Below are 17,951 nucleotides of genomic sequence, written 5' to 3' on the forward strand. Positions count from 1 at the left end.
TCCGAGCGTAGGGTCGCCGACCGTGCGGACGGTATCCCTCTCAAGTCCCCAACTCCCTCTCCACCCACGGGTGGAGACCTCAGTCGGCAGGGCGACGAGCCGTCCCCAGAACGCAGTACGAAGCCGGCGTCACCAAGCCCTTGGGCGGCACCAGCAGCCGCCGGTGCTCCCCGAGTTCGAACCCCGCCCCCACGATCGACGCCACCGGGTCCCGGCCCAGATGGCACCCCCCGAACAGCACCGGCCACACCGTCCGGTCCAACCCCCGCTGCACACCCCGCATCACCGCACCCCCACCCCGCCCGTGCTCGAAGAACCGCAGCTCACCCCCCGGCCGCAGCACCCGCCGGACCTCCCGCAGCGCCCGTTCCACGTCCCGCACGCTGCACAGCGTCAGCGACAGGACGGCCGCGTCGAACGCCTCGCTCTTGACGGGCAGCGCCTCCGCGACCCCCGGCACGACGTCGATCGGCACCTCGGCGCGCAGCGCGGCCACCCGCGCGGACTGCCGCAGGAACCGTTCGGGTTCGAGGGCGACGACCTCGGAGACGCCCGCCGGATAGTGCGCGAAGTTCAGCCCGTTCCCGGCACCGATCTCGATCACCCGTCCCGAGAGCCCCGCCAGCAGCTCGGTGCGCAGCGGGCCGACGGACGGTTCGGCCGCGACGCTGAACCGCGTGTAGAAGCGCGCGAAGACCGGATGGCGGACGGCGTCCTTGGGGGTGCGCGTCGGCATGGGGGACCTCCTGCCCGCGGGCTCTGCCGCGATTGTCCCCCGCGCGGGCGCCACGCACCCCCTCGGGAACGAGCCGTCAGGCGATGAAGTCGCGAACCTGCTGGTAGACGCCGTGGTCGTTGTTCATGTCGGTGTGCGAGATGCACCCGACCTCGACGTTCGTCGCCCCGCTCAGGATCGCCGTCGTGTCCGGCGTGAGCGCGTCGTCGCAGTTCGACCAGTAGCTCGCGTACGACACGCTGCCCGGCGTCTCGTCACCCGAGTTCAGGGACGTCAGGAACGAGCTGCCGGTGTTCATCTCCGAACACGAGGTGTACAGCCACGCGCACCAACCCGCGGTCGTCGTCCCGTGGTTGACGCCCGCCGTCGACACGAAGTCGTCGACATAAGCCGTTCCGCCGAGGTTCTTCAGGTAGTAACGCGTGCTGAGCACACCCATGGAATGAGCGACGATGTCGACCTTCGAAGCGCCCGTACGGGCGAGGACGTTCCTGACCTCCGTGGCGAGCTGCTGCGCGGTCGTGACGTTCGACTGCGTCCAGCTGTACGACCACGCGTCCAGCTCGGACGCGGTGTAGCCGTCCGCCTTGAAGTCCGCGGTCCAGTCGTCCCAACTACTGGCGTCACTGCTGAGACCGTGAACGAAAATGACCGGATTGTGTGTCGCCGCGTGGGCGGCCGGAACGGACAGGGAGAGCGACAGAAGGAGCGAAGCGAACACGGCCGAGACGGCCGCAGCGATGCGACGCATGGGGCGCTGCATGATGCCTCCTGGTACGGGTGGGGTCGCCAGGAGTGTCCGGTGGCATCTACGCGCGCCGCATCGGTGAAGTCGCCGGTCTTTACGGCTCAAGTAACCCGCCAGTAACGTGAATCGTGTGGTGACTCCGGTGACTCCCCCCACGCTCGACCGCACTTCGCCACCGCCCCGCCCCGCCTTCGCCCCCACCGAAGGCGTCCGGGCGCGGGTACGCGTACGCGCGTACGGCGACCCCCGCGCCGCCGCCGAGATCGCGGCGCGCCTGACCGCACGGCAGGCGGCCGGACTCGACCCCCTGCCCTCCGAACCCGCCGCGCTCGCCCCCGAACTCCTGCGCGCGCGAAGACGCGAGATCTACGCGCTCCCCGAGGACACGCGCCGCCTGCTCCTGCTCGCCGCCGCCGACCAGCACCCCGTCCCGACCCGCGCCTTCCTGCGCGCGGTGGCCGCCGCCGACCTCGACGCGCGCCCCCTGGAGGCCGCCGAGGCCGCAGGGCTCGCCTGCGCCACCCCCGACGGCGTCGCCTTCCGCGACCACTGGATCCGCGTCGCCGCGTACGAGACGGCGACCCCCACGGACCGCCGCGACGCCCACCGCCTCCTCGCGCGCGTGCTGAACGGCGCCGCCGAGGCCCCGTACCGCGCCTGGCACCGGGGCGCGGGCGCCCTCGGGCCCAGCGGACGGCTCGCCGGGGAACTCGCCTCGGCGGCCACCCACGCGCGCGCGACGGGCGCCCCCTCCCTCGCCCGCGCCCTCACGGAACGCGCCGCGACCCTCGCCCCCGACCCCGCCGTCCGCACCCGCCTCCTCGCCCGCGCCGCAGCCGACGCCTGGGAGTCGGGCGACGGCGACCACGCCCGCCTCCTCGCCGCCCACACCCACGCCGACGCCCTCGCGGGGGTCCTGGCGCTGCGCGCGGGCAACGCGGGGGAGGCGTTCGATGCGGTGCTGGCGGGGGTGGTGAGGAGGTGCGGGACGGGGGATGCCGGGGATGCCGAGGAGGACGGAACGTTTCGCCACGCCGGCGGCACGGGCCACGCCAGCGCCACGGGCCACGCCAGCGCCACGGGCCGCGCGGGCGCCGTGGGCAACGGCAGCGCCACAGGCAACACCGGCTCCGCCTGCCACGCCGCCGCCCGCCGCGCCGACGCCGCCTGCCGCGCGGACTCTGCCGGCAACACCGGCAACACCGGCAACACCGGCAACACCGGCAACACCGGCAACACCGACCACGAGACCCCCGCCAGAAACCCCCGCGCCACCACTCACGCCAACACCACCCCCCACACCACCCCCGACCCCACCGACACCCCCCACCTCCTAGCCCGAGCCACCGAAGCCGCCATCTACACCGGCGACCTCCGCCGCTGCCGAGAAGCCCTCGCCCTCACCCACCGCACCGGCATCACCCCACCCGGAGTCCTCCCCGGCCTGGCAGCCGCAGTGGACGGCCGCTATCGGGACGCCCGCGACCTCCTGGAAGCCGCCGCAAGCCGCTGCGGACCCGGCGGTGACCCCACCCTCCTCGTACACGCCGGCATCGCCGCGCTGATGCTCGGCGACCACACCAGGGCCGCCACCGCGACGCTCAGAGCGGCCGAGTCCGCGAGGGCGAGGGGCGCCGCCGGTACGGTCGTGCAGGCGCGGGAGTTCCAGGTGTACGCCGACTTCTGGACCGGACGTCCACGCGCGGCGGAGGCGGCGGCGCTGGAGGCCCTGCGGGAGGCGTACACGACCGGCCAGGACAACGCGGCGTGCCACCTCCAGGCCGCGCTGGCGATGTTCGCGGCGCTCACCGGGGACGCCGACCTGTGCCGGGAACGGGCCGCCGCCGCCCGCGAACACGCCCTCGCACACGGCCTCGGCCTCCCCGCAGCCCTCGCCCAGTGGGCCCTCGCCGTCCTGGACCTCGGCACCGGCCAGTTCGACGGCGCCGCAGCCAGGCTCCGCGCGCTCGCCGGGTTCGGCCCGGGCCACGGCCACCGCGCGATACGGCACCTCGCGACCCCCGCGTACGTAGAGGCGGCCGTCCGCACGGGCGACACCCGCGTCGCGAAGGCCGCGCACGCCGACTACGACCGCTGGGCGCGAGCCGTACGCAGCCCCGACGACCTCGCCCTGAGCGCCCGTTGCCGGGCCCTGCTCACGCCCGGCGCCGAGGCCGTCGACCACTACCGCGAGGCTCTCGACCTGCACGCCGGAGGCACCCGCGACTTCGAACGGGCCCGTACGGAACTGCTGTTCGGCAGCGCGCTACGACGTCTGCGCCGCCGCACCGAGGCAAGGGACCGTCTACACAGCGCACTTGAGGCGTTCACCTCCTTCGGCTCCCCCCACTGCGCGGACCTCGCGCGCGCCGAACTGCGCGCCCTGGGCGCACCGGCCGCGCCGCTACGCGTGTCCACCAGCCCCGTCGACACGCTCACGGCCCAGCAGTTGCTGGTCGCCCGCATGGCCGCCGACGGCGCGACGAACCGGGAGATCGCCGGACGGCTCGCACTGAGCCCGCGCACGATCGACCACCATCTGAGGGGAGTCTTCACCCGGTTGGGGATCAGGTCGCGCATCGAACTGGTCCGCATCCTGGCGGAGTCCCCGTAAGGCAAAGGGAGTTGGGCGCAAAGCCCAACTCCCTTCCGCTCACTCCAACCCCGCCCGGAACTCCTCCGCGTCCCACGCCCCCTCCAACCGCCCCGCCAGCCAACTCCCCGCCCCCGCACGGAAATCACCCGGCGACAACGCCCCCACCCCCTCCGGCAGCACCCCCAGCAACGGAGCCCCCGACACCACCGGCAGATCCTCCACATTGCACCGCATCGCCAGATCCGGCACCCGAGGCCAGCTCCCGATGACGACCCCGAGCAACTCCACCTCACGGGACCGGAGTTCACGGGCCGTCAGCTCGGTCGTGTTCAGCGTCCCGAGCCCCGCCGAGGCGACCAGCAGCACCGGCGCCCCCAACAGCGCGGCGACATCGGCGAGGTTGCCCCCCTCCTCGTCGAACCGCACGAGCAGCCCCCCAGCCCCCTCGACGAGCACCAAGTCGTGCTCCGCGGCCAGCTTCTGCGCCCGCTCGACGACATCGTGAGGCCGCACCGGAGCAAGTCCGGCCCGCCGAGCGGCAGTTGCCGGGGCGAGCGGCTCGGGATAGCGAGCGCACTCGGCGACGGTGACAGCCCCGGCGAGCCGGGCGACCTCGTCCGCGTCCCCCGACTCCCCGGGCCCCACCCCGGTCTGCGCGGCCTTCAGCACGGCGACCGAACGCCCCGCCGCGACCGCGACGGCGGCAACCGCCGCTGTGACGGCCGTCTTTCCGACCTCCGTACCCGTCCCCGTGACGACCAGGACCGCCATGCTCATCCCTCCCGCGCGGCGGCGCACACCGCGCGCGCGATCCGGGCGACGTCGTCGTCGCCGGTGACGTACGGCGGCATCGTGTAGACGAGGTCGCGGAACGGCCGCAGCCACACGCCCTCGCGGACGGCCGCCGCCGTGGCCGCCGCCATGTCGACGGGATGGTCCAACTGGACGACCCCGATGGCCCCGAGAACCCGGACGTCCCGAACTCCCGGCAGGGACAAGGCCGTTGACAGCCCCTCCGTCAACCCCGTCTCGATCCGCTTCACTTCGGCCGCCCAGTCCTGCCCGAGCAGCAGCTCGATCGAGGCACGGGCGACGGCTGCGGCGAGCGGATTGCCCATGAACGTCGGCCCGTGCGCCAGCACCGGGACCTCGCCGCGCGAGATCCCCTCGGCCACCCGCGCCGTGCACAGCGTCGCCGCGAGGGTCATGTAACCGCCGGTCAGCGCCTTGCCGACGCACATCACATCCGGCGTCACCGCCGCGTGATCCGCCGCGAACAGCGCACCCGTACGGCCGAACCCGGTCGCGATCTCGTCGAACACGAGCAGCACGTCGTGCTCGTCGCACGCCTCGCGCAGCACGCGCAGATACGCGGGGGAGTGGAACCGCATCCCGCCCGCACCCTGCACGACCGGCTCCACGATGACGGCGGCCAGCTCGTCCGCGTGGCGCGCGATCGCCGCGCGCAGCTCATCGGCGTACCCCTCGTCGAACTCCGACGGCGGTGCGCCCACGAAGAGTTGGCGGGGCAGGACGCCCGACCACAGCTCGTGCATCCCGCCCTCGGGGTCGCACACGGACATCGGGTGCCAGGTGTCGCCGTGGTAGCCGCCGCGCCAGGTCAGCAGGCGCTGTTTCGACGGGCGGCCCAGTGAACGCCAGTACTGGAGGCACATCTTGACCGCGACCTCGACCGACACCGACCCCGAGTCCGCGAGGAACACGTGCTCCAGGCCCTCGGGGGTGATGTCGACGAGCAACTTCGCGAGCAGGACGGCGGGTTCGTGGGTGAGGCCGCCGAACATGACGTGGCTCATCCGGCCGAGCTGCTCGCGCGCGGCCTCGTCCAGCGCGGGGTGCCGGTAGCCGTGGATCGCCGACCACCACGAGGACATGCCGTCCACCAACTCGCCCCGGCCGTCCGCGAGTCGGAGCCGGACCCCGCTCGCCGCCTCGACGACGAGCGGTTCGACAGTGCCCGGCATCGGACCGTACGGATGCCAGACGTGCCGCCGGTCCAGCTCCAACAGCTCGGGTACGTCAGGCATTCGGCGCGAGATCCGTTCCGACACCGCGACGGCGGACGGCGACGAGGTCGGTACGGGGTTCACCGGACGAGGCCGCGACAGACGGCGCCGGCTCCGACGTACCGCACACGCCACCGCCACCACAGCCGGACGCGTCACCCTCATGACCTCCGCACCCGGCAGACTCCGCAGACCCGCAGCCACCCCCGGCATGCACCCGATGCTCCGGCAACGTCACCTGATCCGCGCCCTCCACCTCGAACCCGGCGTCCGCGATCATGTCCAGGTCCGCCTGGCCCGCCTGCCCCTCGGTCGTCAGATAGTCCCCGAGGAAGATCGAGTTGGCGAGGTGCAGCGCCACCGGCTGCATCGACCGCAGATGCACCTCCCGCCCGCCCGCGATCCGCACCTCGATGTCGGGACACACGAACCGCACCATCGCGAGAATCCGCAGACAGTGCTGCGGGCTGAGGTGCCACTCCTTCGCGAGCGGCGTCCCCTCGACGGGGATGAGGAAGTTGACCGGCACCGAGTCGGGGTCGAGCGCGCGCAGCGAGAAGACGACGTCGACGAGGTCCTCGTCGCTCTCGCCCATGCCCGCGATGAGCCCGGAACAGGCGGAGAGCCCGGCCGCGTGTGCCTTGCCGACGGTGTCGACGCGGTCCGCGTACGTGTGGGTCGTCGTGATCTCGCCGTACGTCGACTCGGACGTGTTGAGGTTGTGGTTGTACGCGTCGGCGCCGGCCTCGCGCAGCCGCTCCGCCTGCCCGTCGGTGAGCAGGCCGAGGCAGGCGCAGACCTCGACGCCCTCGTTCTCGTCCTTGATGGCCTTGATCGTCCCCGCGACCCGTTCCACGTCCCGGTCGGTCGGACCGCGCCCGGAGGCGACCAGGCAGACCCGCTTGGCGCCCCCGGCGACCCCGGCGGCGGCCGTACGGGACGCCTCGTCCGGCTTGATCCACGTGTACTTGAGGATGCCGGTCGTGGAGCCGAGGCGCTGGGAGCAGTACGAGCAGTCCTCGGGGCACAGGCCCGACTTGAGGTTGATCAGGTAGTTCAGCTTCACCCGGCGCCCGAACCAGTGCCGGCGCACCTTCCCGGCCGCGGCCACCACGTCGAGTACGTCGTCGTCCGAGGTGCGCAGCACGGCGAGCGCTTCCTCGCGGGTCGGCGGCTCGCGCCGAAGCCCCTTGTCCACCAGCGTCGTCAGCAGGTCCATGAGAGCCGATCCTGTCCTACCGGGCCGCCCGGGGCCAAGGTGGGGATCGCACAACAGACCCCGCTTGACGTGTGGGTATTGCCACACAGTGGGCGGCTTGTCGGCCCGCTAATGTCTGTTCGCTGTCTACAAAGCCCCGGACAGTGCCCCGGAACCCGCACAAGCCCCGGAGGACCGACCCATGGCGTTCGGCTGGATCGACGACCACGCGCAGGCGCGCCGCCGCGCCGGACTCGTCCGCACCCTGCGCCCCCGCCCCGCCGACAGCCCCCTGCTCGACCTCGCGAGCAACGACTACCTGGGCCTCGCCCGCCACCCCGAGGTCACCGAGGGCGCGGCGCGGGCGGCCAGGACCTGGGGCGGCGGCGCCACCGGCTCCCGCCTGGTCACCGGTACGACCGAGCTGCACGCCGAACTGGAGCGCGAACTCGCCGAGTTCTGCGGCGCCGAGGCGGCCCTCGTGTTCTCCTCCGGCTACGCCGCGAACCTCGCCGCCGTCACCGCCCTCGCCCCCGAGGGCACCCTCGTCCTCTCCGACGCGGGCAACCACGCCTCCCTCATCGACGGCTGCCGCCTGGCCCGGGGCACCGTCCAGGTCGTCGGCCACGCCGACCCGGAGGCGGTGCGCAAGACCCTGCGTACGTACGACGGCGAGGCGATCGTCGTCTCCGACACCGTGTTCTCCGTGGACGGCGACGCGGCCCCCCTGGACCGGCTCGCGGCGGCCTGCCGGGAAGCGGGCGCCGGGCTGGTCGTGGACGACGCGCACGGCCTCGGCGTGATCGGCGACGGCGGGCGCGGAGCGCCGTACGCGGCCGGACTCGCGGGCGCGGACGACGTCGTCGTCACCGTCACCCTGTCGAAGTCGCTCGGCAGCCAGGGCGGCGCGGTGCTGGGACCGGCGAAGGTGATCGACCATCTCGTCAACGCGGCCCGCACGTTCATCTTCGACACGGGACTCGCCCCGGCGGCGGCCGGAGCCGCCCTCGCGGCCCTGCGGCTGCTGCGGCGGGAACCCGAGCGGGCGCAGCGGGCCCGCGCGGTGGCGGGCGAGCTGCACGACCGGCTGACGGCCGCGGGCCTGGACGCGGTACGCCCCGACGCCGCGGTCGTCTCCGTGCGCGCCCCGTCGCCCGAGGCGGCCGTCCGCTGGGCGGCGGACTGCCGGACGGCGGGGCTCGCGGTGGGGTGCTTCCGCCCCCCTTCCGTGCCCGACGGTGTCTCACGGCTGCGGCTGACCGCCCGCGCGGACCTCTCCGGGGTGGAAGTGGACCGCGCGGTGCGGGTGATCGACGCGACACGACCATGAGTCGGCGACACGGCCGTGCTGTATTTCAGGAGAGCGTGCTCAGAGTGCCGAGGCGAACTCCGTCCAGCTCCCCTGGGTGAAGAGCAGCGCGGGTCCGGTGGGGGACTTGGAGTCGCGGACCGCGAGGAGACCCGAGTACGGGGCTGTCTCCACGCAGTTGTTGGCTCCCGTGCTGTAGCTGCTGCGCAGCCATCGAGCCTCGTGCAGAGCGATTGCGGAAGGAACGTTCCGAGGCAGTGCTGACATGGGGGTGCCTCCTTACGCGCCGTCACCTGTCCCGGCGATGAAATCCAATGAGTCCTCGGGTGAAAGGGCATGGATCTGAAGCTTGGTGAAAGCCTCCGAGTAGGCCCGGAGGTCTTCTTTCCCCTCAAGGTGATGACTACTCGTCAAGTGGTCGAGAACGACCACATCCAGATCAGAAACGCTCGAGAACGAAAAGACTACGAAAGGCCCTGTCACCCCGATATGCGCCCCCGCCGAGAACGGGAGTACCTGGAGCGTCACTTGGGGGAGTTTCGCGGCCTCCAGCAACCGTTCCAGTTGCGCCGCCATCACCTCGGGACCGCCCACCTGACGGCGCAGCACCGCCTCGTCGAGGACGGCGCTCAGCAGCAGCGGCGGGTTCCCGAGCAGCACGTCCTGGCGGGCCAGCCGCACCTCCACCAGCGCGTCCAACTGCTCCTCGTCCACGCCCTCCAGGGCCGAGCGGGTCACCGCGCGAGCGTACTCGGGGGTCTGGAGCAGCCCCGGGACCACCGTCGTCTCCAGCGTGCGCATCGCGCTCGCCTGCGACTCCAGGCTGATGAAGTCCCGGTACGTGGGCGGCAGCAGACCCCGGTAGGCGTGCCACCAGTGGTCCCGCCCGACCCCCTCGCCACCCCCGGCGAGCACCAGCATCAGCTCCCGCAGCCGGGCGTCGGCCACCCCGTAGGCGTCCAGGAGCAGCGCCACATCGGCCGGTTTCGCACTGCTGGTGCCGGTCTCGATCCGGCTCACCTTCGACTGGTGCCAGCCCACCAGCCGGGCCGCCTCGCCGCTCGTGAGCCGGGCCCGATTGCGTAACGCACGCAGTTCCGCGCCCAGTTTGCGGCGGCGCACCGCCGGGCCGTGTTGCATGCCCTTCTCCTCACTGCTTCCCATTACTCCCTGCGCGCCGCCCAAATCCGATCTGCCGTAGCAGAGTTCACCGCTTCGGGCGACAGATATATGCATATCCTGGTGGATCGCCGCACAGGAGGCCCGTGGAAATGGCAGTCTGACGGTGAAGCACCAGTCCGGGACCGTACTCGAACCATCCGCCTCGTGTCGGACGCCGGTCCCGTGGGAAAGGGACGACGTCGCCATGGCAGACCACCTGGAAGCATCCGTCACCCTGCCGAGCGACCCCGTGTCGGTCGCCGCGGCCCGTACCTTCACCGCGGGCACGCTCGCGGAGTGGGGCCTGCCGCCCGGCGCGGACCTCGCCGAGACCATCCGCCTGATCGTCTCCGAACTCGCCACCAACGCCATCCAGCACACCCTCGGCCAGTCGCCGACCTTCACCGTCGCCCTCGTCCTCGACCGGGACGAGCAGGTCAGCGTCGGCGTCACGGACAGCCATCCGCGCTTCCCCAAACGCCTTCCGGCCGCTGTCCAGCAGGACAACGGCCGGGGGATGGTGATCATCCGCTCGCTGGCGGCGGAGTGCGGCGGGCGCCTCAGGGTGCGGCCCACCCAGGAGGGCGGCAAGACGGTCCTGTGCGAGCTGCCCTGGACGGCGGCGACGGTGCAGCGGGCTACTTGACCCGGCCGTACCAGACGCTCTTGGTCCAGATCTTCTGGAGGCGCACCACGTCACCGGTCTTCGGCGAGTGCCAGATCTTGTTGTTCCCGGCGTATATCGCCACGTGGTAGACGTTCGACCCGGAGTGGAAGAAGACCAGGTCTCCCTTCTGCCGCTTCGACGCGGAGATGTGCTTGGTCTTGTTGTACTGCTGGGTGGTCGTGCGCGGCAGGGACTTGCCCGCCTTCTTGAACGCGTACTGCGTGAGCCCCGAGCAGTCGAACCGCTTCGGTCCGGCGGCGCCGTACTTGTACGGGGCGCCCTTCTTGGACGCCGCGATCTGGAGCGCCTTCGTCGAGACGGTGGCCGCCTCGGCTCCGGAGGCGACACCCGGTACGACCACGGAGCCGCCCACGGCGGCCAGTGCGAAGGCCGAGACCGTTCCGGCTCGGACCATCATCGACGGGACACGATTGAGCGCAGTCATGCGCAACCCTTCGTCAACCGCCTGAGAAGGATGACCTGTCGGATTCGGGCTGGCGAAGTTGGCCCGGCCGTGTCACCACGGCTTCACCCCAAGGGCTGCGCGGCCCGGTCATGGCGTGACCGTCCCGGCGACCCGTACTGCCTGGGTCCTCCACTCCTGCCGATGCACTCCTGTCGACTCGGTCAATCCGGGCAGCGGCAGGACTCGGCGTCCACCCGGACCGCCCCGCCTCTGGTGGCGGGGGCTTGTCGTCAGTCAGGGATCTTGACTCACTCGTGACCGAAATACCCAACGAATCCGAGGATTTGTGGCCTTACTCACGACTGAGCCATTCGGGTGAACAGTTCGAGAAACGGCCACGTGTCCGTCACCTGCGCAGCCGTCGATCAGGGCGGGAATGCCCCGGTCCGCACCCCGTCTCCGCAGGTTGCGCAACCTCTGAGGGCCGCCCGGGGGAAACCTCGTTACGCCGAACGGGGGACGGTTCTACGCCACTGTCCGCCGCCCGGCGGCCCTCCGGTGGCGATGCGTCATCACGCACCGTGCGACGGCCCCGTACGTCACCGCGAGGGAGCACGGGCGGGCGCGTGAGGCGCACGCTCAGCTCCGGGGCGGGGGCAGCGTCACCCTCGCCGTGCGCCGGTCGCCGTCCAGGACGCGCAGGGCGCGCGCCAGGGTCTCCGCGTGGACCTCGTGCTCGCCGCGCTGGTGCATCAGCGTCAGCGCGTCACGCAGCGCGGTCGCCTTCGCCACCAGCGCCTGCGCCGCCCTGAGGCCCCGGTAGGTGTCGCCGTCCCGGCTGGGGTTGATGCGGCCCAGCAGGTCGACGACCTCCAGGTAATGGTCGATCAGGTCGGCCTCCGCGCGCGTCAGCGCCGGGAGCGGGGGGAGTTCCGGCAGCATCCAGCCCTCACCTTCCGCCGCTCGCCCCGCGGGTCGACACGATCCGGTCGACGATGCCGTACGCCACCGCCGCCTCCGCGTCGAGCACCCGGTCCCGCTCGATGTCCTCGGTCACCTGCTGCGGGGTACGGCCCGAGTGACGTACGAGCATCTCCTCCAGGAGCGCCCGGGTCCGGCTCAACTCCTCGGCCTGGATGGCGAGATCGCTGGCCTGGCCCTGGAACTCGCCGGCCTCGGGCTGGCCGATCACCACCCGCGCGCCGGGCAGGATCAGCCGCCTGCCCGGGGTGCCGGCCGCGAGCAGGACCGCCGCCGACGCGCCGGCCTGGCCCAGGCAGATCGTCTCCACGTCGCAGCTGACGTACCGCATCGTGTCGTAGATCGCCGACATCGCCGTGAACGAGCCGCCCGGGGAGTTGATGTACAGCGAGATCGCCCGGTCCGGGTCCTGGTACTCCAGGTGCATGAACTGGGCCATCACGTCGTTCGCCGAGACGTCGTCCACCGGCGTCCCGAGGAAGACGATCCGCTCCTCCAGGAGTTTCGAGTACGGGTCCAGCGTCTTCGTGCCGTAGCTCGTGCGTTCGTGGAACTCAGGCAGGACGTGCCGGGCGTGGGCGGTCGGGCGGTTCATGGATGACCCTCCTTCTGCGTCTGTAAAAAATGTACAGGACGTACGTGACGTTAGAATGAGGTATGGCCTACGAGATTCCGGTGACGCAAGCCAGGGCTGAACTCGCCGACCTGATCAACCGGGTCGTCTACGGCGGCGAGCGCGTCGTCGTCACGCGACACGGAAAACCCCTGGTGGCACTGGTCTCCGCAGCGGACCTGGAACGCCTCGACGCGATGGACGCGCCCGTCGAGGAGCCGATGATCAGCGCGGTGTCGACGGTCCGCGAGGTGGCTTCAGCTCCTCGCGAACGACAGCGGTTCGGGATCGCGGCGGAGCACCGGGGGCCGGCGCTGGGGTGAGACGCGCCGGTGAAAGGGGTGCGCGCCCTCGCCGGGGAGGCGGGGCGCGCTGGGGGGTATCGGTACGTCGGTGAGGTTGCCGTTACGCGGCTGCCAACTCCCGCTCCTTGGACGCCGTACGGCCCTTCAGTGCCGTACCCAGCAGCACCGCACCCAACCCGATCGCCGCCCACCAGGCCAGCGTGAGGGCCGGGCCCAGGGAAGCCGCGCCGTCGAAGAAGGACACCGAGCGCAGGAGCGTCGCGCTGGCACCCGGCGGGAGCCACTGGCCGATCGTGCCGACCGGCGAGGGGAGCATCTGAGGGGCCGAGGAGGCTCCGGAGAACGGGTTGCCGAGGAGCATCACGACCGCGGAGACCAGGCCGATCCCGGCGCGGCCGAGCAGCGCGGACACGCCCGCCACCGCCGCGCTCACCGCGAGGGTCGCCAGCGCCAAGGTGCCCGCCTCCGCCCACCAGTCGCCGGTGAGGACGCCGAGCCAGCTGTCGGCGATGCCCGCGACCACCGCACCGGCCAGCGCGGCCGACCCCAGCAGCGCCGCGATCGCCGGCCAGCCCGCCAGGCCCAGGACCGTCACCACCGCGCCGGCCGCCATCCCGGCCATCGCCAGCGGCAGGACGCTCGCGGTGAGGGCGGCGCCCCGGGGGTCCGACGCCGGGGCGGCGACCACGTCCACCGTCTTCGTGCCGGCGGGCACCGCCTGCTGGAGCAGCTGCGCGACGACCGGGCTCGCGGCGGACGCGGTGAGCAGCTCCGGCCCGCCCGAGGTGACGACCACGGCGCCGTACACGTCCCGGTCCTCGATCGCGGCGCGGGCTGCGGCCTCGTCGGCGTACCGGTGGATCTCGAACGCGCCCTTGTGCTCCCGCAGTTGGCCCTCCACCTGGGTCACCGCAGCGCTCGGGCCCGCCACGCCGAGCGGCAGGTCGCGCGGGGCCACGCGGGTGGCGGGCCAGGCGAAGGCCCAGAGGGCCAGGGCGGCGAGGAGCGGGACGAGGAGGAGGGTGGCGAGGAGGCGGCGGGGGAGGGGAGTGGCGGGTGCCGGTGGTGCGGTCTCCCGTGTGTCCGCTGCCCGAGCGGGTGCTTCCCGGTCCGTGCTCTGTGCTGTCCGCATGGCGGCCCCCTAAAAAGAAGGATCGTTCGTTTTACGTTGTCCATACCGTGCTCCGGGTCCCCGCGCCTTGTCAAGAAGGAACGTTCGTTTTATGTTGAGGGCATGGCTCGTGTATCCCAGGCACACCTCGACGCCCGCCGTCGGCAGATCCTCGACGCGGCCGAGCGCTGCTTCGCCCGCAACGGCTTCCATGCCACGTCGATGCAGGACGTGCTCAAGGAGGCGGAGCTCTCGGCGGGGGCGGTGTACCGCTACTTCAGCAGCAAGGACGAGCTGATCGCCGCGATCGTCGCCGAGGTGATCGGCGTCCTCGCCGAGGTCTACGGCGAGGCGGCGCAGGAGCACCCGGCGCCGCTGCCGGACGAGCTGGTGCCGAGGGTGCTGAGGAGCATGCTGAAGGCGCGGGCGGGGCGCCTGGAGGGCGGCGAGTGGCTGTTCCCCCGGCTGCTCGTCCAGGCGTGGAGCGAGCTCCTGCGCAACGAGGAGCTGGCCGCGCAGGTGCGCGAGGGGTACGAGAGGGTGCGTCAGTCCTGGCAGCACGTGGTCCGTGGTTACAAGGACGCCGGGATCATGCCGCCCGACGCCGACGCGGACGCGCTGGCCCGCGCGATGATCGCGATGGCGCAGGGCCTGGTGACCCAGATCGCCGTCCTGGGGGCCACCCCGGACGACATGGAGAAGGCCCTCACCGACGGCGTACGCGCCCTGATGAGCATGCGCGACCCCCGCGCCGCGGAGTCACAGCTCGGTTAACGTCCCTGAAACGCGCCGCAACTAGCCTCCGATCACGCCACCAGGGCTTTTCCCGTGGCCGCGGCAGCCGGACCCCGCACGGTCCGGCGTGAGGAGGTGAGGTGGGACGTGCAACTGACCCCGCACGAGCAGGAGAGGCTGCTGATCCACGTGGCGGCCGACGTCGCCGAGAAGCGCCGCGCGCGCGGTCTCAAGCTCAACCACCCCGAGGCGGTCGCGCTGATCACCTCGCACATCCTCGAAGGCGCCCGGGACGGCCGTACCGTCGCCGAACTCATGGCGTCCGGCCGGAAGTTGCTCACCAGGGACGACGTCATGGAGGGCATCCCCGAGATGATCCACGACGTCCAGGTCGAGGCGACCTTCCCGGACGGCACGAAGCTCGTCACCGTCCACGACCCGATCGTCTGAGGCCGCCGATGATTCCCGGAGAGATCCTGTTCGAGGAGGGTCCGATCGTGTACAACGCGGGCCGCGAGGTCACCCGGATGACCGTCCTCAACGCCGCCGACCGCCCCGTGCAGGTCGGCTCCCACTACCACTTCGCCGAGGCCAACCCCGGTCTGGAGTTCGACCGCGCCGCCGCGCACGGCAAGCGGCTCAACGTCGCCGCCGGGACGGCCGTACGCTTCGAACCGGGGCTCCCCGTCGACGTCGAACTCGTCCCGCTGGCCGGCGCCCGGATCGTGCCGGGGCTGCGCGGGGAGACCGGAGGTGCCCTCGATGCCTGAGATCTCGCGCGCCGCGTACGCCGACCTGTTCGGCCCGACGACCGGCGACCGCATCCGCCTCGCGGACACCGACCTGCTGATCGAGATCGAGGAGGACCGCTCCGGCGGGCCCGGACTCGCCGGTGACGAGGCCGTGTTCGGGGGCGGCAAGGTCATCCGGGAGTCCATGGGGCAGGCGCGTGCTACGCGCGCAGACGGCACGCCGGACACCGTCATCACGGGCGCGGTCATCGTCGACCACTGGGGGATCGTCAAGGCCGACATCGGCATCCGCGACGGGCGGATCACCGGGATCGGCAAGGCCGGTAACCCCGACACCATGGACGGCGTCCACCCGGACCTCGTCATCGGGCCCGAGACCGAGATCATCGCGGGCAACGGGCGGATCGTCACGGCGGGCGGGGTCGACGCGCACGTCCACTTCATCTGCCCGCAGATCGCCGACGAGGCGCTCGCGGCCGGCGTCACCACCCTCGTCGGCGGCGGCACCGGGCCCGCCGAGGGCTCCAAGGCGACGACCGTCACGCCCGGGCCCTGGCACCTCGCGCGGATGCTGGAGGCGATGGAGCAGTACCCGCTCAACATCGGGTTCCTCGGCAAGGGCAACACCGTCTCGCACGACGCGATGCTCTCCCAGATCCGCGGCGGCGCGCTCGGCCTGAAGCTCCACGAGGACTGGGGGTCCACCCCGGCCGTCATCGACGCGTCCCTCACCGTCGCAGACCAGACCGGCATCCAAGTCGCCATCCACACCGACACGTTGAACGAGGCCGGGTTCGTCGCCGACACCCTCGCGGCGATCGGCGGGCGCGGGATCCACGCGTACCACACCGAGGGTGCGGGCGGCGGGCACGCGCCCGACATCATGACGGTCGTCTCCCAGCCGAACGTCCTGCCGTCCTCCACCAACCCGACCCGGCCCTACACCGTCAACACCGCCGAGGAACACCTCGACATGCTGATGGTCTGCCACCACCTCAACCCGGCCGTCCCCGAGGACCTCGCCTTCGCCGAGTCCCGCATCCGGCCGTCCACCATCGGCGCGGAGGACATCCTCCACGACCTCGGCGCGATCTCGATCATCTCCTCCGACGCGCAGGCGATGGGGCGGGTGGGTGAGGTCATCCTCCGTACCTGGCAGACGGCGCACGTGATGAAGCGGCGCCGGGGTTCCCTGCCGGGGGACGGGCGCGCCGACAACCAGCGGGTACGGCGGTACGTCGCCAAGTACACGATCAACCCGGCCATCGCGCAGGGGCTCGCCCGCGAGGTCGGTTCCGTCGAGACCGGCAAGCTCGCGGACCTCGTGCTGTGGGAGCCCGCGTTCTTCGGCGTGAAGCCTCATCTCGTCGTCAAGGGCGGGCAGATCGCCTACGCGCAGATGGGTGACGCCAACGCGTCCATCCCGACGCCCCAGCCGATCCTGCCGCGCCCCATGTACGGCGCGATCGGCCGCGCCCCCGCCGCCAACTCCTTCAACTTCGTCGCCCAGTTGGCCATCGACGACGGGCTCCCCGAGCGCCTCCAGCTCGGCAAGCGGTTCGTCGCGATCGACTCCACGCGCGGCGTCACGAAGGCGGACATGCGGGAGAACGCCGCGCGCCCCGACGTCCGGGTCGACCCCGACAGCTTCGCCGTCCACATCGACGGGGAACTGGTGGAGGCGACACCGGCCGCCGAACTGCCCATGGCGCAGCGGTACTTCCTGTTCTGACGGGTCCGAGAGGGCGAGGTTCTGAGATGGCGGGCTACTGATGTCCGGGGCGGCGTTGCTCGTCCTCGCCGACGGCCGCTTTCCCGCCGGGGGGCACGCGCACTCCGGCGGGGCGGAAGAGGCGGTGCGGGCCGGGCGGATCACCGGAGTCGAGAGCTTGGAGGCGTTCTGCCGGGGGCGGTTGCATACGGCGGGGCTCGTCTCGGCGGCACTGGCCTCGGCCGCCGCCGCCGGTGCCGACCCGGTGTGGCTGGACGCGCAGGCGGACGCGCGAACTCCCTCACCGGCGCTGCGGGTTGCCGCCCGCAAGCTGGGGAGGCAGTTGATGCGGGCCGCGCGGGCGACCTGGCCGGGGCCCGAACTGGACGCGCTGGCGCGGGAGTTCCCCAAGGGGGCGCACCAGCCTGTGGTGTTGGGGGTGACGGCACGCGCGGCGGGCCTGGGCCCCCGGGACGCCGCGTACTGCTCCGTGTACGAGAGCGTCAGCGGCCCGGCGACGGCCGTGGTCCGGCTGCTGAGCCTCGACCCTTTCCAGGCGACGGGAGTTCTGGCGCGGCTGGCCCCGGAGATGGACCGGGTCGTGGACGCGGCGGTGACGGCGGGAACGGCGACACCCCCGCAACTCCCTGCGGCTTCGGCACCGTTGCTGGAACTGGCGGCGGAGGTGCACGCGGGGAGGCGGGGGAGGTTGTTCGCGTCGTGAAGTTCGGCGGGGGTGGGGTGAGGCGAGGCTTGGCGGCGCACACCTCACATCCCAACTAACGCCAACCACTCCCACTTAGGGGCGCGGGGCTGTATCAATTTGCGGCTACCGCCGCGCGGGCGCGACCAGCCACAACGAACCCGCACCCGGCACCAAGCAACACTCCCCACC

At 72.1% G+C, this 17,951-nt stretch carries 20 protein-coding genes; 9 read left to right on the plus strand and 11 right to left on the minus strand.

Translation table 11 applies throughout. From position 1 onward, the window contains the following. Nucleotides 1-79 precede the first annotated feature (79 nt). Together J8M50_RS18400 and J8M50_RS18405 are read right to left on the minus strand one after the other, a co-directional pair. A complete protein-coding gene (locus J8M50_RS18400) occupies nucleotides 80-736 on the minus strand; it encodes a class I SAM-dependent methyltransferase (protein ID WP_010360399.1) in 657 nt (218 codons plus the stop codon). A 76-nt stretch (nucleotides 737-812) separates the two neighbouring features. Beyond that, the gene (locus J8M50_RS18405) at nucleotides 813-1,499 is read right to left on the minus strand and encodes an esterase/lipase family protein (protein WP_029184661.1); all 687 of its coding nucleotides are present in this window, start codon (nucleotides 1,497-1,499) and stop codon (nucleotides 813-815) included. A gap of 118 nt (nucleotides 1,500-1,617) precedes the next feature. On the opposite strand from J8M50_RS18405, the gene J8M50_RS18410 reads away from it, so the two are divergent. Further along, nucleotides 1,618-4,098 carry a helix-turn-helix transcriptional regulator gene (locus J8M50_RS18410; protein WP_372462333.1) on the plus strand — a complete coding sequence of 827 codons (2,481 nt, stop codon included), beginning with the start codon at nucleotides 1,618-1,620 and terminating at the stop codon, nucleotides 4,096-4,098. A 39-nt stretch (nucleotides 4,099-4,137) separates the two neighbouring features. Here J8M50_RS18410 and bioD read toward each other — a convergent pair whose 3' ends face one another. The 3 genes from bioD to bioB are packed head-to-tail and all read right to left on the minus strand — an operon-like array spanning nucleotide 4,138 to nucleotide 7,326. After that, nucleotides 4,138-4,851: a dethiobiotin synthase gene (gene bioD / locus J8M50_RS18415; RefSeq protein WP_029184700.1), complete on the minus strand. Its 714-nt coding sequence runs from the start codon at nucleotides 4,849-4,851 to the stop codon at nucleotides 4,138-4,140. Between the two features lie 2 nt (nucleotides 4,852-4,853). Further along, entirely contained in the window at nucleotides 4,854-6,128 is a 1,275-nt protein-coding gene (locus J8M50_RS18420) for an adenosylmethionine--8-amino-7-oxononanoate transaminase (RefSeq protein WP_010360694.1), read from the minus strand. Continuing rightward, complete coding sequence (bioB, locus tag J8M50_RS18425; protein ID WP_010360692.1) at nucleotides 6,121-7,326, minus strand: biotin synthase BioB; 1,206 nt, start codon at nucleotides 7,324-7,326, stop codon at nucleotides 6,121-6,123. The genes J8M50_RS18420 and bioB overlap by 8 nt, the downstream gene beginning before the upstream one ends. 181 nt (nucleotides 7,327-7,507) lie before the next feature. Here bioB and J8M50_RS18430 point away from each other — a divergent pair, with 181 nt between their 5' ends. Then, nucleotides 7,508-8,635, plus strand: a complete 1,128-nt coding sequence (locus tag J8M50_RS18430) for an 8-amino-7-oxononanoate synthase (RefSeq protein WP_059046267.1) — start codon at nucleotides 7,508-7,510, stop codon at nucleotides 8,633-8,635. Between the two features lie 39 nt (nucleotides 8,636-8,674). Here J8M50_RS18430 and J8M50_RS18435 read toward each other — a convergent pair whose 3' ends face one another. Beyond that, entirely contained in the window at nucleotides 8,675-8,881 is a 207-nt protein-coding gene (locus J8M50_RS18435; protein ID WP_029184110.1) for a DUF397 domain-containing protein, read from the minus strand. A gap of 12 nt (nucleotides 8,882-8,893) precedes the next feature. After that, a complete protein-coding gene (locus tag J8M50_RS18440; protein ID WP_010355517.1) occupies nucleotides 8,894-9,754 on the minus strand; it encodes a helix-turn-helix domain-containing protein in 861 nt (286 codons plus the stop codon). A gap of 226 nt (nucleotides 9,755-9,980) precedes the next feature. Here J8M50_RS18440 and J8M50_RS18445 point away from each other — a divergent pair, with 226 nt between their 5' ends. Continuing rightward, nucleotides 9,981-10,421, plus strand: a complete 441-nt coding sequence (locus J8M50_RS18445) for an ATP-binding protein (RefSeq protein ID WP_010355516.1) — start codon at nucleotides 9,981-9,983, stop codon at nucleotides 10,419-10,421. Here the strand turns inward: J8M50_RS18445 and J8M50_RS18450 are convergent. From J8M50_RS18450 to J8M50_RS18460, 3 genes are all read right to left on the minus strand, one after another. Beyond that, entirely contained in the window at nucleotides 10,414-10,887 is a 474-nt protein-coding gene (locus J8M50_RS18450) for a C40 family peptidase (protein ID WP_010355515.1), read from the minus strand. The genes J8M50_RS18445 and J8M50_RS18450 overlap by 8 nt on opposite strands. A gap of 600 nt (nucleotides 10,888-11,487) precedes the next feature. Next, the gene (locus J8M50_RS18455) at nucleotides 11,488-11,790 is read right to left on the minus strand and encodes a hypothetical protein (RefSeq protein WP_010355514.1); all 303 of its coding nucleotides are present in this window, start codon (nucleotides 11,788-11,790) and stop codon (nucleotides 11,488-11,490) included. A gap of 7 nt (nucleotides 11,791-11,797) precedes the next feature. Next, the gene (locus J8M50_RS18460; RefSeq protein ID WP_010355513.1) at nucleotides 11,798-12,424 is read right to left on the minus strand and encodes an ATP-dependent Clp protease proteolytic subunit; all 627 of its coding nucleotides are present in this window, start codon (nucleotides 12,422-12,424) and stop codon (nucleotides 11,798-11,800) included. Between the two features lie 62 nt (nucleotides 12,425-12,486). On the opposite strand from J8M50_RS18460, the gene J8M50_RS18465 reads away from it, so the two are divergent. After that, the gene (locus J8M50_RS18465) at nucleotides 12,487-12,765 is read left to right on the plus strand and encodes a type II toxin-antitoxin system Phd/YefM family antitoxin (protein WP_010355512.1); all 279 of its coding nucleotides are present in this window, start codon (nucleotides 12,487-12,489) and stop codon (nucleotides 12,763-12,765) included. An 82-nt stretch (nucleotides 12,766-12,847) separates the two neighbouring features. On the opposite strand, the gene J8M50_RS18470 is transcribed toward J8M50_RS18465, so the two are convergent. Then, nucleotides 12,848-13,879 (minus strand): ABC transporter permease, encoded by a 1,032-nt coding sequence (locus tag J8M50_RS18470; RefSeq protein WP_010355511.1) that lies wholly within the window; start codon nucleotides 13,877-13,879, stop codon nucleotides 12,848-12,850. Nucleotides 13,880-13,981: 102 nt separating this feature from the next. Here J8M50_RS18470 and J8M50_RS18475 point away from each other — a divergent pair, with 102 nt between their 5' ends. The 5 genes from J8M50_RS18475 to J8M50_RS18495 all read left to right on the plus strand — a co-directional run bounded on the left by J8M50_RS18475 (nucleotide 13,982) and on the right by J8M50_RS18495 (nucleotide 17,780). Then, nucleotides 13,982-14,632, plus strand: coding sequence for a TetR/AcrR family transcriptional regulator (locus J8M50_RS18475; protein ID WP_010355510.1), 651 nt, complete (start codon nucleotides 13,982-13,984; stop codon nucleotides 14,630-14,632). 108 nt (nucleotides 14,633-14,740) lie between these two features. Beyond that, the gene (locus J8M50_RS18480; protein WP_010355509.1) at nucleotides 14,741-15,043 is read left to right on the plus strand and encodes an urease subunit gamma; all 303 of its coding nucleotides are present in this window, start codon (nucleotides 14,741-14,743) and stop codon (nucleotides 15,041-15,043) included. An 8-nt stretch (nucleotides 15,044-15,051) separates the two neighbouring features. After that, nucleotides 15,052-15,363, plus strand: a complete 312-nt coding sequence (locus tag J8M50_RS18485) for an urease subunit beta (RefSeq protein WP_010355508.1) — start codon at nucleotides 15,052-15,054, stop codon at nucleotides 15,361-15,363. After that, on the plus strand, nucleotides 15,356-17,077 hold the full coding sequence (locus tag J8M50_RS18490; RefSeq protein ID WP_010355507.1) for an urease subunit alpha: 1,722 nt from the start codon (nucleotides 15,356-15,358) through the stop codon (nucleotides 17,075-17,077). The genes J8M50_RS18485 and J8M50_RS18490 overlap by 8 nt, the downstream gene beginning before the upstream one ends. 40 nt (nucleotides 17,078-17,117) lie before the next feature. Beyond that, a complete protein-coding gene (locus J8M50_RS18495) occupies nucleotides 17,118-17,780 on the plus strand; it encodes an urease accessory protein UreF (RefSeq protein WP_010355506.1) in 663 nt (220 codons plus the stop codon). Nucleotides 17,781-17,951 lie beyond the last annotated feature (171 nt).

Origin of the sequence: Streptomyces acidiscabies (assembly GCF_020010905.1) — a bacterium.
Lineage (GTDB): Bacteria > Actinomycetota > Actinomycetes > Streptomycetales > Streptomycetaceae > Streptomyces > Streptomyces acidiscabies.

Excerpts from the sequence above, each read along its gene's own strand:
- J8M50_RS18400 (WP_010360399.1), bottom strand. The coding sequence starts at position 736 with ATGCCGACGCGCACCCCCAAGGACGCCGTCCGCCATCCGGTCTTCGCG.
- J8M50_RS18440 (WP_010355517.1), bottom strand. The coding sequence starts at position 9,754 with ATGCAACACGGCCCGGCGGTGCGCCGCCGCAAACTGGGCGCGGAACTG.
- J8M50_RS18490 (WP_010355507.1), top strand. The coding sequence starts at position 15,356 with ATGCCTGAGATCTCGCGCGCCGCGTACGCCGACCTGTTCGGCCCGACG.
- J8M50_RS18465 (WP_010355512.1), top strand. The coding sequence starts at position 12,487 with ATGGCCTACGAGATTCCGGTGACGCAAGCCAGGGCTGAACTCGCCGAC.
- bioB (WP_010360692.1), bottom strand. The coding sequence starts at position 7,326 with ATGGACCTGCTGACGACGCTGGTGGACAAGGGGCTTCGGCGCGAGCCG.
- J8M50_RS18435 (WP_029184110.1), bottom strand. The coding sequence starts at position 8,881 with ATGTCAGCACTGCCTCGGAACGTTCCTTCCGCAATCGCTCTGCACGAG.
- J8M50_RS18460 (WP_010355513.1), bottom strand. The coding sequence starts at position 12,424 with ATGAACCGCCCGACCGCCCACGCCCGGCACGTCCTGCCTGAGTTCCAC.
- bioD (WP_029184700.1), bottom strand. The coding sequence starts at position 4,851 with ATGGCGGTCCTGGTCGTCACGGGGACGGGTACGGAGGTCGGAAAGACG.
- J8M50_RS18420 (WP_010360694.1), bottom strand. The coding sequence starts at position 6,128 with ATGCCTGACGTACCCGAGCTGTTGGAGCTGGACCGGCGGCACGTCTGG.
- J8M50_RS18455 (WP_010355514.1), bottom strand. The coding sequence starts at position 11,790 with ATGCTGCCGGAACTCCCCCCGCTCCCGGCGCTGACGCGCGCGGAGGCC.
- J8M50_RS18405 (WP_029184661.1), bottom strand. The coding sequence starts at position 1,499 with ATGCAGCGCCCCATGCGTCGCATCGCTGCGGCCGTCTCGGCCGTGTTC.
- J8M50_RS18470 (WP_010355511.1), bottom strand. The coding sequence starts at position 13,879 with ATGCGGACAGCACAGAGCACGGACCGGGAAGCACCCGCTCGGGCAGCG.
- J8M50_RS18430 (WP_059046267.1), top strand. The coding sequence starts at position 7,508 with ATGGCGTTCGGCTGGATCGACGACCACGCGCAGGCGCGCCGCCGCGCC.
- J8M50_RS18475 (WP_010355510.1), top strand. The coding sequence starts at position 13,982 with ATGGCTCGTGTATCCCAGGCACACCTCGACGCCCGCCGTCGGCAGATC.
- J8M50_RS18495 (WP_010355506.1), top strand. The coding sequence starts at position 17,118 with ATGTCCGGGGCGGCGTTGCTCGTCCTCGCCGACGGCCGCTTTCCCGCC.
- J8M50_RS18445 (WP_010355516.1), top strand. The coding sequence starts at position 9,981 with ATGGCAGACCACCTGGAAGCATCCGTCACCCTGCCGAGCGACCCCGTG.
- J8M50_RS18485 (WP_010355508.1), top strand. The coding sequence starts at position 15,052 with ATGATTCCCGGAGAGATCCTGTTCGAGGAGGGTCCGATCGTGTACAAC.
- J8M50_RS18450 (WP_010355515.1), bottom strand. The coding sequence starts at position 10,887 with ATGACTGCGCTCAATCGTGTCCCGTCGATGATGGTCCGAGCCGGAACG.